Annotated in this window: 18 protein-coding genes; 16 read left to right on the forward strand and 2 right to left on the reverse strand. The window is 52.4% G+C overall.

The window, feature by feature from the left end:
* Window positions 1–94 precede the first annotated feature (94 nt).
* The 6 genes from BM040_RS14225 (at window position 95) to BM040_RS14250 (ending at window position 3,523) form a co-directional block, all read left to right on the forward strand.
* The gene (locus BM040_RS14225; RefSeq protein ID WP_092102719.1) at window positions 95–874 is read left to right on the forward strand and encodes a Rossmann-like and DUF2520 domain-containing protein; all 780 of its coding nucleotides are present in this window, start codon (window positions 95–97) and stop codon (window positions 872–874) included.
* A gap of 108 nt (window positions 875–982) precedes the next feature.
* Window positions 983–1,312, forward strand: a complete 330-nt coding sequence (locus BM040_RS14230; RefSeq protein ID WP_092102722.1) for a 2Fe-2S iron-sulfur cluster-binding protein — start codon at window positions 983–985, stop codon at window positions 1,310–1,312.
* A gap of 79 nt (window positions 1,313–1,391) precedes the next feature.
* Entirely contained in the window at window positions 1,392–1,628 is a 237-nt protein-coding gene (gene iscX, locus BM040_RS14235; RefSeq protein ID WP_092102725.1) for a Fe-S cluster assembly protein IscX, read from the forward strand.
* A gap of 120 nt (window positions 1,629–1,748) precedes the next feature.
* On the forward strand, window positions 1,749–2,246 hold the full coding sequence (locus tag BM040_RS14240) for a KdsC family phosphatase (RefSeq protein ID WP_092102728.1): 498 nt from the start codon (window positions 1,749–1,751) through the stop codon (window positions 2,244–2,246).
* A gap of 120 nt (window positions 2,247–2,366) precedes the next feature.
* Complete coding sequence (locus BM040_RS14245) at window positions 2,367–2,561, forward strand: cold-shock protein (RefSeq protein ID WP_092102731.1); 195 nt, start codon at window positions 2,367–2,369, stop codon at window positions 2,559–2,561.
* Window positions 2,562–2,680: 119 nt separating this feature from the next.
* Window positions 2,681–3,523 carry a geranylgeranylglycerol-phosphate geranylgeranyltransferase gene (locus tag BM040_RS14250; RefSeq protein ID WP_092102734.1) on the forward strand — a complete coding sequence of 281 codons (843 nt, stop codon included), beginning with the start codon at window positions 2,681–2,683 and terminating at the stop codon, window positions 3,521–3,523.
* Window positions 3,524–3,646: 123 nt separating this feature from the next.
* Here BM040_RS14250 and BM040_RS14255 read toward each other — a convergent pair whose 3' ends face one another.
* On the reverse strand, window positions 3,647–4,390 hold the full coding sequence (locus BM040_RS14255; protein ID WP_175491076.1) for a T9SS type A sorting domain-containing protein: 744 nt from the start codon (window positions 4,388–4,390) through the stop codon (window positions 3,647–3,649).
* A 204-nt stretch (window positions 4,391–4,594) separates the two neighbouring features.
* On the opposite strand from BM040_RS14255, the gene BM040_RS14260 reads away from it, so the two are divergent.
* The 4 genes from BM040_RS14260 to BM040_RS22100 all read left to right on the forward strand — a co-directional run bounded on the left by BM040_RS14260 (window position 4,595) and on the right by BM040_RS22100 (window position 6,406).
* Window positions 4,595–5,020 carry a Fur family transcriptional regulator gene (locus BM040_RS14260; RefSeq protein ID WP_092102740.1) on the forward strand — a complete coding sequence of 142 codons (426 nt, stop codon included), beginning with the start codon at window positions 4,595–4,597 and terminating at the stop codon, window positions 5,018–5,020.
* 33 nt (window positions 5,021–5,053) lie between these two features.
* Window positions 5,054–5,557 carry a PaaI family thioesterase gene (locus tag BM040_RS14265; RefSeq protein WP_092102743.1) on the forward strand — a complete coding sequence of 168 codons (504 nt, stop codon included), beginning with the start codon at window positions 5,054–5,056 and terminating at the stop codon, window positions 5,555–5,557.
* A 62-nt stretch (window positions 5,558–5,619) separates the two neighbouring features.
* Window positions 5,620–6,006 (forward strand): SRPBCC domain-containing protein, encoded by a 387-nt coding sequence (locus BM040_RS14270; protein WP_092102746.1) that lies wholly within the window; start codon window positions 5,620–5,622, stop codon window positions 6,004–6,006.
* Window positions 6,007–6,271: 265 nt separating this feature from the next.
* Window positions 6,272–6,406, forward strand: a complete 135-nt coding sequence (locus BM040_RS22100) for a hypothetical protein (RefSeq protein WP_262502460.1) — start codon at window positions 6,272–6,274, stop codon at window positions 6,404–6,406.
* 100 nt (window positions 6,407–6,506) lie between these two features.
* On the opposite strand, the gene BM040_RS21790 is transcribed toward BM040_RS22100, so the two are convergent.
* Window positions 6,507–6,644, reverse strand: a complete 138-nt coding sequence (locus BM040_RS21790; RefSeq protein WP_175491077.1) for a hypothetical protein — start codon at window positions 6,642–6,644, stop codon at window positions 6,507–6,509.
* Window positions 6,645–6,737: 93 nt separating this feature from the next.
* Here BM040_RS21790 and purN point away from each other — a divergent pair, with 93 nt between their 5' ends.
* The 6 genes from purN (at window position 6,738) to mrdA (ending at window position 13,424) form a co-directional block, all read left to right on the forward strand.
* Entirely contained in the window at window positions 6,738–7,331 is a 594-nt protein-coding gene (gene purN, locus BM040_RS14275) for a phosphoribosylglycinamide formyltransferase (protein WP_092102749.1), read from the forward strand.
* A gap of 30 nt (window positions 7,332–7,361) precedes the next feature.
* Window positions 7,362–8,885: a bifunctional phosphoribosylaminoimidazolecarboxamide formyltransferase/IMP cyclohydrolase gene (gene purH, locus BM040_RS14280; protein ID WP_092102752.1), complete on the forward strand. Its 1,524-nt coding sequence runs from the start codon at window positions 7,362–7,364 to the stop codon at window positions 8,883–8,885.
* Between the two features lie 288 nt (window positions 8,886–9,173).
* Complete coding sequence (locus BM040_RS14285) at window positions 9,174–10,199, forward strand: rod shape-determining protein (protein WP_092102755.1); 1,026 nt, start codon at window positions 9,174–9,176, stop codon at window positions 10,197–10,199.
* Between the two features lie 9 nt (window positions 10,200–10,208).
* The gene (gene mreC / locus BM040_RS14290) at window positions 10,209–11,075 is read left to right on the forward strand and encodes a rod shape-determining protein MreC (protein WP_092102758.1); all 867 of its coding nucleotides are present in this window, start codon (window positions 10,209–10,211) and stop codon (window positions 11,073–11,075) included.
* A gap of 202 nt (window positions 11,076–11,277) precedes the next feature.
* The gene (locus tag BM040_RS22000; RefSeq protein ID WP_245756224.1) at window positions 11,278–11,598 is read left to right on the forward strand and encodes a Rod shape-determining protein MreD; all 321 of its coding nucleotides are present in this window, start codon (window positions 11,278–11,280) and stop codon (window positions 11,596–11,598) included.
* A complete protein-coding gene (gene mrdA / locus BM040_RS14300; protein WP_092102765.1) occupies window positions 11,595–13,424 on the forward strand; it encodes a penicillin-binding protein 2 in 1,830 nt (609 codons plus the stop codon). Before BM040_RS22000 ends, mrdA begins: the two co-directional genes overlap by 4 nt.
* Window positions 13,425–13,428 lie beyond the last annotated feature (4 nt).

Consider the following 13,428-nt stretch of genomic DNA (forward strand, 5'->3'; position numbering starts at 1 on the left):
TGCTAACTTACAGAAAAGCCTTTGCCACAGCGGCAAAGGCTTTTTTATTACGCCCCAACAGGCGTAAATTGCCGAGACAGCAAAGTATAAACGTATGAACGTAGCGATAATTGGGGCCGGGAATGTGGGCTGGCATCTGGCGCAGGCGCTGCAGGCAGCAGGCCATACTATCACGGGTGTTTACAGCCGTACCGCCGCTGCGCGCGAAGAGCTGGCAGCACAGTTGAAGTCAGCCCAGCCGCTCAATTCACTAGACCTGCAAAGTATAACTGCTGATGTGGTGGTGATAGCCGTGCCCGATGCCGCAATTGCCGCAGTGGCAACAGCGCTTCAGGTAAGGCCAAGAACGGTGGTGGCGCATACGTCGGGCTCGCAGCCACTGAGTATACTTGCTGCCGTGCAGGGCGCACAAACAGGCGTGTTTTATCCGCTGCAGACCTTCTCCAAAGCCAAGCCCGTTGATTTTAAGCAGGTGCCTATACTTTTGGAAGCCACAGACCAGGCGGCACTGCAACGGCTGCAGGAACTTGCCACAAGTATAAGCCATACCGTGGAGGTAGTGCCGTCGGGGGCGCGCAAGCACCTGCACCTGTCGGCGGTGTTTGCCTGCAACTTTACCAACCACCTGCTGGGCATCAGCCAGCAACTGCTGCAGGAGGCCAATCTGCCCCAGCACCTGCTGCAGCCACTCATCCAGGAAACAATTGCCAAAGCCATGCAGCACAACCCGTATACCGTGCAGACCGGCCCCGCTATCCGCCGCGACCAAAACGTGATAGAAGAGCACCTGCACATGCTGCAGCAGCACCCCCGCCTGCAGGAGCTCTACCGGCTGCTGACGCAAAGTATACAGGCCGCTCCGGAGGGGAGATAACCATTTGTGCCTAATTCTGTTAGATAAAGGCAACGCATAAGCCCGCGCCTATACTTTGATTCGGCAGGCTGGCTTTGTAACTTTGCACTTTATCATAAAGACACCGACATGAAAGTTGTAAATATAACGTTTAAGTTTGCTGATGGCTCACCGGATGAAACGCATCCGGCCGTGGAAGGCGAATCGGTATTGGATGTGGCCCTCAACAACAACATTAAACTGCAGCACAACTGCGGCGGCGTGTGCGGCTGCAGCACCTGCCATGTGTACGTGGAGGCGGGCATGGATGACCTTCCCGAGATTTCGGACAAAGAAGAGGATTACATTGACCGCGCCGTAGACCCGCGCATCAACTCACGCCTGGGCTGCCAGTGCGTGGTGCAGGGCAACGAGGATATTATAGTAACCATACCGGAGCAGGATTTCCTGGGCCACTAATTCATTTGTTATTTAACAACTCCCAGTAAGTGTTAGATGACAAATGTTAATTGATAACTGATAATTGATAACTGAAAACATGAGCTACGAGCCACCTATACACTGGAACGATTACGAGGACATCGCGATGGCGCTTTACGAGAAGTTCGGTGATGACTTCAACGAGTCTAAGATTTACCGCATCCGCTTCACCGACCTGCTGGAGTGGGTACTGTCGCTGCCAAACTTTGCCGGCACGCGCGAGCAGGCCAACGAAGGGCACCTGGAGCAGATCCAGGCGGCCTGGGTTTACGAGTGGCGCGACAACCAGGACTAAATCTTACCTGCGCTGGCAAGTATAAATTCAGAAAATTCTATACTTTTAAAGGCTCTTTCCCGGGAAGGAGCCTTTTGCTTTTCTATACTTTATTAACGCTTTTTTTCACAGTCTATACTTATGTCTATCACCCAAACAGACCTCACCAGCATTAACACCTTTGTTTTTGATGTGGACGGCGTACTGACCGACGGGCTGCTCTACTGCTTTGCCGACGGCGAGCAGGTGCGCGCCTTTAACATCAAGGACGGGTTTGCCATCAAGCACGCCATCAGCCAGGGCTACCGGGTAGCCATTATCTCGGGCAAAAACGAGCCGGGGGTGCGCCGCCGCCTGGAGCAATTGGGCATTGAGGATATTTTCCTGGGGATAGATGACAAGGTGGAGGCACTGGAGGACTACCTATACATGCAGGGTATAAATCCGGCCACCGCCGCCTACATGGGCGATGACATGCCTGATTACGAGGTGATGCAGCGCTGCGGCCTGCGCGCCTGCCCTGCCGATGCCGCTGACGACATACAGGCCATCGCCACTTTCATAGCATCTAAGGACGGAGGCAAAGGTGCCGTGCGTGAGCTAATAGAAACGGTGATGAAAGCGCAGGACAGTTGGTAAACAAAAACTACTTATACTTTTCTAGAAATAAATTGAATATTTTTTTTATCCCCTATTGTATATATAGAAATTAATTTTTAGATTACCAGCAGTTTAATTACCATCAACAGTTCAAATTTTATGAAGACAGGAAAAGTAAAATTCTTTATCGAGTCCAAAGGTTTCGGTTTTATCACTGAGGACGGAACAAACGAGGACTTCTTTGTGCATGTTACCGGCTTAAACGGTCTGCAGATTCAGCAGAACGACCGCGTTGAGTTTGACACGGTAGAAGGCAAAAAAGGAGTTAATGCTGTAAATGTGAGGAAGTTTTAAGACAAACATACTTTACAAGCACTGGAAAAGCCCCTGAGTCAGGGGCTTTTTTATTGCCCGGTAGCTTCTGTGTCGTATTTTTACAAAGTACAAAACGCCATACTTCTGCAAACACACCCGTGAAATCCATCCTGACGCTTATACGAGCCCGCAACCTGGTGATGATTGTGCTGTCCCAAGCCTTGGTGCAAGCTTGCCTGCTAGCCCATGGGCAGGACTGGCGGCGCCTGCTGGATGGCGGCTTCTGGGTGCTGGAGCTGTCCACGGTGTGCATTGCGGCGGCCGGCTACATCATCAACGACTACTACGATGTGAAGATAGACGCCATCAACAAGCCAGACCGGCTGTTGGTGGGCCGCCACATCCGCAGGCGCAGGGCTATGTTCGCCCACCTTATACTTTCGGGCATAGGGGTGCTGCTGGGCCTGCTGCTTTCCATACCGGTTGCCCTGATAAACATAGGCGCGGTGCTGCTGCTTTGGGGCTACTCAGCAAGGCTCAAGAAACTGATACTCGCCGGCAACGTGGTGATTGCTCTGCTGTCGGCTTCCATGCTGCTGGTAGTGGCTGTTTATGCCGATGAACTGAACCGCATCACGATGGGCTATGCCCTCTTCGCCTTCCTTATTTCGCTTATCCGGGAGATTATAAAGGACATCGAGGACATGAAGGGCGACGCCTCCTTTGAATGCCGCACCCTACCCATAGTGGTGGGCATGCGCGGGGCCAAACTGGTGCTGTACCCGCTCCTGGCTGTTTTTCAGGCTTTCCTGCTCGTGGTTATACTGCATGAGGCCTCCGGGTTGGTATTCGACGCCTATATGGTGGTGCTGGTGCTGCTGCCAAGCGTGTGGCTGGTCATAAAACTGGTGCGCGCCGACCGTAAGCGCGATTTCTCTTACCTGAGCAACCTCAATAAATTTATCATGCTTACGGGCATACTTTCCATGCTGCTCCTCTAGCAGATTTATAAGCATGCCTTTAACCACCTGCTATACTTTCAAAAATCAGGTTCGGCCGGGCTACAAAGTATAAAAGCCCGGGTACTGGCCCGGGCTTTTCATTAAACCAATAGAGTAAAAGGGTTATTTTACTATCAGGCGGCTGGAGGCGACATCGTTCTCGGCCATCACTTTAACAAAGTAAGTGCCGCGGGCATACTGCTGTGTGTTAATCTCCACAGTTCCGTTTGCGTTGCTCAGCTCCAGTACCTTACGGCCCAGCATGTCCATCACGGCTACGTTGGCGTTGCGTATCTTGCCCAGGCTCAACTTCACAGTGCCCGTCGAAACAGTTGGGTAAACGGCCACGCGCGAATCGCCGATCATGTCATCTATGCTAGCCACGGTACCGGCCGTCACTGTCTCAGTTACAGTGGCCAGCACAACATTGTCTTCGCGGCGCAGGATCAGGTCGTACTTGTAAATGCCTGGTGCGGAGAAGTTGATCTTAAAATACTCTTTGTAGGAAGTAGGCAGCGGCTCCCCTCCTTCCGGGCCAATCACGGCCACGCCATCGGTAAAGGAAACCTGGGTGTAAACGGCCTCATCCTCGTTGGCTGCATCGCGGTTGGAGTTGTAGTGCAGTGTGAAGTTGTTGCTTTGCGCCGGGTTGTGCAGTTTAATTTCCAGATTGGTCTTATCGCCCTGGCGGTCGAAAGAGTTAATGTGCACCTGCCACTGGACGTCGGAGCCTATCACCAGGTTACCTTGCTCGGAGATAACATCTAGTGTGCCGTTGACAGTAGCTTCCTTGGTTTGCGCATTGCTAACGCCTGTTGCCAGTACAAACGCGAAAACAGCAGCAGCAATGTGTAGAGCTTTTTTCATTGTAAGAAAATTTAACATTTTAACGTGATATATAACAATAAAAACTTATACTTAAGTATTTCGATACATACGACAAAGACTTGTTTTGGCTCCATTTTTTTGAATCTTTTTTACTATATAATATTTTTCGATATTTTTGGATTGTTTCTTTTCCGAGGTACTACCAGCTATATTTGAAATCGAAAGGAGTGGAATATCAATATAATGGACAAAGCACAAGCGCTTCTAGAGGAGTATGGTTTGCGCAAGACCGGCTGTCGGCTGGATGTTTTGCAGCAGTTTCTGGAGAATGATTTTGCACTATCGCACGCCGACCTGGAGAAGCTCCTGGACAGCAACTATGATCGCGTGACCATCTACCGAACATTGTACTCCTTTGAGGAAAAAGGACTTGTGCATAGTATAAACGATGTGAACGGCGCCGTAAAGTTTGCCCTGTGCAAGAACGACAACTGCAGCCAGCACAAGCACGAGGACAACCACATTCACTTTAACTGCGTTGCCTGCGGACAGACGTTTTGCCTGAACGACGTGGATATTCCGAGCCTGACGCTGCCTGACGGCTACACCGCCAAACGGCTGCACTTCTCGGCGGAGGGAGTGTGCAAAGGCTGCCACCAGGAAGCTTAATTTGCACTAGTACAAAGTATAAAACCAGCTACCATGAACCACCAGCTACCAGACCATGCCGCCGCGTTCCGCCAGCTGGTAACCTCACCGGTTAAGTTCCGCCTGTTCCTGATTACAAGGCTGCCCATGGCTTACCTGGCTGGCCTGCGCGTTGCCTCCCTTACACCGGAGCGTGCGTCGGTTACCATCAAGTATAAGTATCTTAACCAAAACCCTTTCCGCTCCATTTACTTTGCCTGCCTGAGCATGGCCGCCGAGCTTTCAACGGGTGCCCTGTGCATGATGTATGTGTACAAGGCAAGCCCTGCCGTATCCATGCTGGTGGTGCACATGCAGGCTACCTTCACCAAGAAGGCAACAGGCAAGATTACCTTTACCTGCCATGACGGGCAGCAGATACAGGAGGCCATTGCGCGCACAAAAGCCACCGGCGAGGGCGTAACGGTAACAGCCATAAGTATAGGCGTAGATGAGGCCGGCGACCAGGTGGCCGAGTTCCGATTTACCTGGTCGTTGAAAGCGAAGAGGCAAGTATAGCTTTATACTTGCAGCTGCCATTACCGCACAGTTCTCCCGTAGAAATAAACATATCCCTACCCATGAAAGACTACAAGAAGTACTACATTATACCTGCCGAGCCCGCGTTAGTATATGCTGCCCTAACCAACCCGCTCACCATACAAGCCTGGACCGGTGAAGAAGCCGAGATGAGCGTAGAGCCGGGGTCGGAGTTTTCACTGTGGGAAGGCAGCATTGTGGGCAAGAACCTGGAATTTGAGGAGGGCAAAAAGATTGTGCAACAGTGGTACTTTGGCGAACAGGCAGAACCTTCCATCGTTACCATCAAACTGCACCCGCATAAATTGGGCACCTCCGCCGAACTGCGCCACTCCAATATTCCCGACGAGGCTTACGAGGACATCACCGAAGGCTGGGATCACGCCTACTTCGCGGCGCTGATAGATTTTTATGAGGGGGAGGAGTAGAATTGAATCTCTGGCACCTGCAGTGTAAGCTCCAACCACCCCTGCCCCTCCTTGGCTAAGGCGGGGAGCTTGTCATTACTTTGGCTGAAGTATAAGTTTCATAGCCTCCGTTCTCACGCGGACAGGGCACAACCTGTCCCTACAAGTATAAGCCCATCCCCTACCCCCTCCCAAGAGGGGAATTATTCTTCATACATTCTCTGTCATCTCGAGCAGGGCAAGAGATCTACCGGGAATTCTATTTAGATCTCTCCCAAAGGTCGAGATGACATCATTAGCCGTGGCTATCGAACCTTATCCCAGCCTTTGGGTGGAGCGCCTTGTGGATGTTGCGGTGCCCGAAGGCGAGGCCTCCCGGCCTGGGAGGGCAGAAAGCGTAGATGCAACGATAGGTTCGTAATTCTATAGGGTGAACGGCAACTAGAAAGGATAGCTTGGTTCAAAAGGAAGGAAGCAGTGGCTAGAAAGGATAGCTTGTATCCAGTTGCAGGAAGGAGCGGCTATGAAAGTATAAGCTGGTAAGACAAGTATGAATCAGCAGTTATTAAAGTATAGCCAAAGTATAAAAAGGCACAAGCGGACACATGCGCCATAGAAAGTATAAAGTATAAGCCGGCAAGTATAAAAGCATAAGCCACAGGAAATAAAGGCTAACCTATACTTTTACACAAACCCATTTACTTCTCAAACCAAAACCCACTATATTTGCAGTTTAATTCAAGTCCGTACTTTTGGAACCAAAGGATAAAAAAAATATAGTCATTTTTGCTTCGGGGTCTGGGAGCAACGCGCAGCGCCTGCTGGAGCATTTCGAGCACCACCCTGCCATACGTGTGGCCGCCCTGTTCTCTAACAATCCGAAAGCGTATGCCCTGAAACGAGCCGAGACGTTCCATGTCCCGGCTTTTTTGTTTACCCGCGACGAGTTTTACAACACCGACAAAGTGCTGGAGCAGGTACAGCAATTCAACCCAGATCTAATTGTGCTGGCCGGCTTTCTGTGGCTGGTGCCCAACAATCTGCTGCGGGCTTTCCCGAACCGCATCATCAACATACACCCTGCCCTGCTGCCAAAGTATGGCGGCAAAGGCATGCACGGCATTAACGTGCACACGGCTGTGCTGCAAGCCCAGGAGCCGGAATCGGGCATCACCATCCACTACATCAACGAGGAGTACGATAAGGGTGAGTTTATACTTCAGGAGCGCTGCCCGGTGCAAGCCACCGATACTCCTGAGGAACTGGCCGCCCGCGTGCTGCAACTGGAGCATAAGCATCTGCCCGAGGTGGTGGAGAGGCTATTGCTGACGCAGGAACAAGTATAGAAATCAATCATCAACCCAATACTCAATCTCATGCAATCCGTTAAGATAAAATCCGCATTAATTTCGGTTTACTATAAAGACCGCCTGGAACCACTGGTGGAGCTGCTGAAGCAACACGGTGTAACCATCTACTCCACCGGCGGCACCCAGACCTTTCTGGAGGAGCAGGGCGCTCAGGTAGTAGCCGTAGAGGACCTCACCGATTACCCTTCCATCTTCGGGGGGCGCGTTAAAACGCTGCACCCTAAAGTGTTTGGGGGCATCCTGCACCGCCGCGATAACCAGAGCGACCTGTCGGAGCGCGAAAAGTATGAAATTCCGCCGATAGACCTGGTGGTGGTAGACCTTTACCCCTTCGAAGAAACCGTAGCCTCCGGTGCCTCAGAAGCGGATGTGATCGAGAAAATCGACATTGGCGGTATCTCCCTGATCCGGGCGGCGGCCAAGAATTTCAAGGATGTGCTGATCGTCTCTTCCCGCGAGCAATATGACGAGGTGGTGGAGCTGCTGCAGGCCAAGGATGGCGCCACGGACTTGGAAGACCGCAAGCGCTTTGCTGCCAAGGCCTTCAACGTATCGTCGCACTACGACACGCATATTTTCAACTACATGAACGCCGACAACGAGAATCAGGCCTTTAAGCAGAGCGTGCAGCACAGCATGCCGCTGCGCTACGGCGAGAACCCGCACCAGAAAGGCACATTCTATGGCAAGCTGGAAGACTTGTTCGAGCAGCTGAACGGCAAGCAGCTTTCTTATAACAACCTGGTAGACGTGGACGCTGCCGTGGCCCTGGCCGCTGAGTTCGAGGAGCCAGTGGTAGCTATCCTCAAGCACACGAACGCCTGCGGTTGCGCCATTGGCGACACGATAAAAGAGGCCTACCTGAGCGCGCTTTCCTCGGATCCGGTTTCTGCTTTTGGCGGGGTGATTATCGCGAACAGAACCATAGACCTGCCTGCTGCCGAGGAACTGAACAAGCTCTTCTTTGAAGTACTGATTGCCCCGGAATTTGACGCAGATGCCTTGGACCTGCTGAAGACCAAGAAAAACCGCATCCTGCTGAAGCAGAAGCCAGTGGAGCTGCCAACCAAGCAATTTAAGACGCTTCTGAACGGAGTGATTGAGCAGGACAAGGACCTGGCCACCGAGACAGAGGCTGACTTTAAAACCGCTACCAAGCGCCAGCCAACTGCCGAGGAGAAAAAGGCCTTAGTGTTCGCTGCCAAAGTATGCAAGCACACCAAATCCAATACCATCGTGCTGGCTACAGATAAAATGATGTTCTCCAGCGGCGTGGGCCAGACCTCGCGCGTGGATGCCCTGCGCCAGGCCATCGAGAAAGCCCAGAGTTTTGGCTTTGACGTGAGCAAAACCGCGATGGCCTCCGATGCCTTCTTCCCTTTCCCGGACTGCGTGGAGATTGCAGACAAAGCAGGCGTTAAAGCGGTAGTGCAGCCAGGCGGATCCATCAAAGACCAGGACTCCATCGACTACTGCGACGCCCACGGCATGGCTATGGTTATGACGGGTGTGCGCCACTTCAAGCACTAATTCCCTCGCTTCTAATAGCACTTTTCACATAAAAGTCCCTGCCGCCGCTAAGGCCAGGGACTTTATTATTTCCAGCCAGACCTCAATTTTAGCCCACACGCGGCGTTAGCTAGGCATTCAGTGGCCTGTTAAACAAATTTCAGGTATAAATAAATATTTATTCAAGTAACAGTGGATAACTTGCACTACTAATTACACTGAAATTCGCTAATTTTGCCGCAAGTTTCTGACTAGAAATATTGTATATTGAAAATATAACAGGCGGGCGCACGCCTCTCAAACTTCACCATGGGACTATTTAACTTTCTGACCAGCGATATAGCCATAGACCTGGGTACCGCCAATACCCTCATTATCCATAACGATAAGATTGTAGTTGACGAGCCTTCTATCATCGCCGTGGACCGCACAACCGGCAAAGTGCTGGCCATTGGCCGCCAGGCGATGCAGATGCACGAAAAAACGCACGAAAACATCAAAACCATTCGTCCGCTGAAAGACGGGGTAATCGCTGACTTCCACGCGGCTGAGGAAATGATCCGCGGCATGATCAAGATGATCGACACGGGCCGCCGTCTGTTTCAGCCCTCGCACCGCATGGTGATTTGTATTCCTTCGGGCATTACCGAGGTGGAGAAGCGTGCCGTACGCGACTCTGCACAGCATGCCGGAGCCAAGGAAGTATGGATGATCCAGGAGCCCATGGCCGCAGCCATCGGTATCGGCATCGACGTGGAGCAGCCGATTGGCTCTATGATTGTGGATATCGGGGGTGGTACCACCGAAATTGCCGTGGTAGCTCTTTCCGGCATTGTTTGCGACCAGTCTATCCGCATCGCCGGCGACGTGTTTACCAAAGACATTCTGGACTACATGCGCCGCCAGCACAACCTGCTGATCGGGGAGCGCTCCGCTGAGAAAATCAAGATTGAGGTAGGTGCCGCGCTGACAGAACTGGAGAACCCACCAGCCGACTACGAGATCCGTGGCCGCGACCTGATGACGGGTATTCCGAAGGTTATCAAAGTTACCTACCAGGAGATTGCCATCGCGCTGGATAAGTCTGTTTCCAAGATAGAGGAGGCCGTGCTGAAGGCACTGGAGATTGCGCCACCGGAACTTTCCGCCGACATTTACGACAACGGCATACACCTGACAGGCGGTGGCGCCCTGCTCAGAGGCTTCGACAAGCGCCTGGCCGCCAAAACCAAGCTCCCGATACACATCGCCGAAGACCCGCTCAGAGCGGTAGTGCGCGGTACGGGTGCCGCCATCAAAAACATCGAAGGATTTAAGAATGTCCTGCTAACCTAACAGGGCCGAATGCGGAATCTATTTGCATTTATTTACCGGTTCCGTGCGTTCCTCGTGTTCCTGTTGCTGGAGGCGTTGTGCGTGTTCCTGATCGTGCGTTACAACACGTACCAGGGCGCAGCTTTCTTTAACTCGGCCACCAGGTATGTGGGGCAGGTGCTGGAGTTCCAGAGCGGTATTACAGACTACTTTAGCCTGGCCACCGTTAACGAGTCGCTGGCCAGCGAGAACGCGGCCCTGCGCCAGGAGCTGATGCAGTACCGTTTGGCGGCCTTAACAGACAGCACTGCCAGCCTGGACACCACCTACTTTGTCGCTACCGACAGCAGTATGGCCTATCCGTACCACCTGATGGCCGGGCGCGTGATCAACAACTCAGTGCGCCGCATGAACAACTACCTGACCATCTCGAAAGGTACTGCCGACGGGGTACAGCCAGGCATGGGCGTTATTGCGCCGGAGGGCGTGGTAGGCCGTGTAAAAACCGTATCAAAGCACTACGCCACCGTTACTTCGCTGCTGCACTCGCAGATGCTGGTTTCTGCCAAGCTGGAGAAGGACAACACGTTTGGCACCATCAAGTGGCAAGGCGGCGACTACCGATCTGCGCTGCTCGACTACATCCCGCTGCACGTGAAGCCGGAAGTGGGCGACACAATTGTCACGAGTGGCTTTAACACGGTATTCCCTGAGGGGATTATGGTGGGCACCATCAGTTCTGTAGAGCAGGAACCCGACAAGAGCTTCTACACGATAGGCGTGCAGCTGAGCGTTGACTTTGCGCAGCTCTCTTTCGTGTACGTGGTGGAGAACACCTACCGACCTGAACAAGATAGCTTAGAACAAAACGCAGGCATCATTACCGATGAACAATAGCTTTGGAGCATCCCATATTGTACAATTTTTTTTACTGGTAGCGCTTCAGGTTCTGCTCATGGATAACCTGGTGCTTTACAGTATGGGCTTCTGTTTTATCTATGTTGCCTTTTTGCTATATTTACCTCTGAGTATCAATAGAGTATGGCTGCTTTTCCTGGGTTTTATAGTTGGTTTCACAGTTGACATCTTCTATGATACCATGGGCATACATGCCGCTGCCAGCGTGCTGCTGGCCTTTTTAAGGCCCCACGTTTTGAACCTTCTCACACCGCACGATGGTTACGACAGCAGCGACGAGGTAAACATACATGTGATGGGCACACGCTGGTTTCTGACGTACGCCTTCACGCTGATACTGCTTCACCATGCGGCTGTTTTTTTCCTGGAAACAATCAATTTCCAGACAGCTCTGTACACCTTGGCGAAGACTATACTCAGCACAATTTTTACGGGCATCGTGGTGGTTATAATACAACTTCTGTTCTTCTCACCTAAGCGAGAGCGAATAGATTACCGATGAATTACTTAGAAAACAGAAAATACGTTATTCAGGGCATCTTCCTGCTGGTGGGCATTATCTACATCATCAGGCTTTTTTACATACAGGTAGTGGACAGCAGCTACAAGCAGGCTGCCGAGACCAACGCCATTAAGCCCATCATCCAATATCCTTTCCGGGGGCTGATTTACGACCGGAACGGCAAGCTGCTGGTGCAGAATACCCCCGTGTATGACCTGATGGTGATACCCAAGGACGTAAAGAACCTGGACACGCTGCGCCTGGCCAAACTCGTAAACCTGCCGCTGGAGGACGTGCGGGAGCGCCTGAAAAAAGCCCGCGCCTTTTCTTCCGTCCAGCCCTCCCCTTTCTATCAGAAACTAAGCACGCAGGAATTCGCTTATATCCAGAACAACCTCATTGATTTTCCCGGCTTCCACATCAACGCCCGTACGGCACGCGGATACCCGCACCAGAGCCTGGCGCACGCGCTAGGCTATATTGCAGAGATAAGCCCAAGGCAGTTGGAGGATAGCACCTACAAAGGCTACCGCCCCGGCGACTACATTGGCAAGAGCGGCATTGAGCTGGAGTACGAGAAATACCTGATGGGACAGCGCGGCGTAAAGTATAAAATGGTGAACGTGCGTGGCGTGGAGAAAGGCTCCTTCCGCGACGGGGCCTTCGATACGCTGGCCGTGGCCGGGGAGAACCTGGTAAGTACCATTGACCTGGACCTGCAGGCCTACGGCGAGTACCTGATGAACGGCGCTAAAGGCAGTATCGTGGCCATAGAGCCCGCCACCGGCGAGGTGCTGGCTTATGTATCGGCACCATTCTACGACCCCAACCTGTTTACCGGCAAAGACTACGGTAAGAACTACATGGAGCTGCTGCAGGACTCGAACAAGACCATGTTTAACCGCCCCATCATGGCCGACCAGAACCCGCCAGGCTCTGTTTTTAAGCTGACGCAGGCCCTGATTGCCTTACAGGAAGGGGTTATTACGCCTAATACCACCTACGCCTGTAACAGGTCGCTGGTAAACTGCCACAACCACCCTTCTCCACTTAACCTGTACGGGGCGGTGCAGCACTCCTGCAACCCGTGGTTTTACCAGGCTTACCGCTTGCTGATTAACCAGGGAAAATCGAAAAACACCTTTACAGACACGGCCCTTGGCCTGAAGGAGTGGCGGGAGCAGGTGCTATCTTTCGGCTTTGGGCAGCAATTGGGCATTGATATACCGGGCGAGAAGAGAGGCATCGTCGCCTCCACCGACCTCTACGACCGCGTGTACGGCAAAAACCGCTGGAAGTACTCCACTATCTACTCACTGAGTATAGGCCAGGGCGAGCTGGGAGTAACACCGCTGCAGATGGCCAATTTTGCGGCTATCATTGCCAACAGGGGCTATTATGTTACGCCGCACATTATTCGCTCCATTGGCGACGAGGGCAAGCCCCTGAAGGAATACCGGGAGAAACATTATACTTCTGTAGACCCAAAGCACTTCGAGCCGATAGTGGAGGGCATGGCGGAGGTAGTGCGAGCCGGTACCGGCCGCCGTGCCAACCTGCAGAAGTCTGGTATAGAGGTATGCGGCAAAACCAGTACAGCCCAAAACCCTCAGGGCCCTGACCACGCTGTGTTTATAGCCTTCGCGCCAAAGGTTAATCCTAAAATCGCTATCGCGGTGTACGTGGAGCACGGAAAGTGGGGCGGACAGTCGGCGGCCCCTATCGCAGGCCTGATGATAGAGCAGTACCTGACTGACACAGTGACGATAAAAGAACAAGAGAAGTGGGTGCTCAGCAGAAAGTACCTCGACATCAGATCCAAATAGAAGT

Origin of the sequence: Pontibacter chinhatensis (assembly GCF_900113285.1) — a bacterium.
In the GTDB taxonomy this organism is placed as follows: Bacteria; Bacteroidota; Bacteroidia; order Cytophagales; family Hymenobacteraceae; genus Pontibacter; species Pontibacter chinhatensis.

What these genes read in the sequence shown, in the direction of transcription:
- iscX (WP_092102725.1), top strand. Translation starts at nt 1,392, where the DNA reads ATGAGCTACGAGCCACCTATACACTGGAACGATTACGAGGACATCGCG.
- BM040_RS14240 (WP_092102728.1), top strand. Translation starts at nt 1,749, where the DNA reads ATGTCTATCACCCAAACAGACCTCACCAGCATTAACACCTTTGTTTTT.
- BM040_RS14260 (WP_092102740.1), top strand. Translation starts at nt 4,595, where the DNA reads ATGGACAAAGCACAAGCGCTTCTAGAGGAGTATGGTTTGCGCAAGACC.
- BM040_RS22000 (WP_245756224.1), top strand. Translation starts at nt 11,278, where the DNA reads ATGGGCATACATGCCGCTGCCAGCGTGCTGCTGGCCTTTTTAAGGCCC.
- BM040_RS14245 (WP_092102731.1), top strand. Translation starts at nt 2,367, where the DNA reads ATGAAGACAGGAAAAGTAAAATTCTTTATCGAGTCCAAAGGTTTCGGT.
- BM040_RS14285 (WP_092102755.1), top strand. Translation starts at nt 9,174, where the DNA reads ATGGGACTATTTAACTTTCTGACCAGCGATATAGCCATAGACCTGGGT.
- BM040_RS14255 (WP_175491076.1), bottom strand. Translation starts at nt 4,390, where the DNA reads ATGAAAAAAGCTCTACACATTGCTGCTGCTGTTTTCGCGTTTGTACTG.
- BM040_RS14265 (WP_092102743.1), top strand. Translation starts at nt 5,054, where the DNA reads ATGAACCACCAGCTACCAGACCATGCCGCCGCGTTCCGCCAGCTGGTA.
- mreC (WP_092102758.1), top strand. Translation starts at nt 10,209, where the DNA reads ATGCGGAATCTATTTGCATTTATTTACCGGTTCCGTGCGTTCCTCGTG.
- BM040_RS14225 (WP_092102719.1), top strand. Translation starts at nt 95, where the DNA reads ATGAACGTAGCGATAATTGGGGCCGGGAATGTGGGCTGGCATCTGGCG.
- BM040_RS14230 (WP_092102722.1), top strand. Translation starts at nt 983, where the DNA reads ATGAAAGTTGTAAATATAACGTTTAAGTTTGCTGATGGCTCACCGGAT.
- purH (WP_092102752.1), top strand. Translation starts at nt 7,362, where the DNA reads ATGCAATCCGTTAAGATAAAATCCGCATTAATTTCGGTTTACTATAAA.
- BM040_RS14270 (WP_092102746.1), top strand. Translation starts at nt 5,620, where the DNA reads ATGAAAGACTACAAGAAGTACTACATTATACCTGCCGAGCCCGCGTTA.
- BM040_RS22100 (WP_262502460.1), top strand. Translation starts at nt 6,272, where the DNA reads ATGACATCATTAGCCGTGGCTATCGAACCTTATCCCAGCCTTTGGGTG.
- mrdA (WP_092102765.1), top strand. Translation starts at nt 11,595, where the DNA reads ATGAATTACTTAGAAAACAGAAAATACGTTATTCAGGGCATCTTCCTG.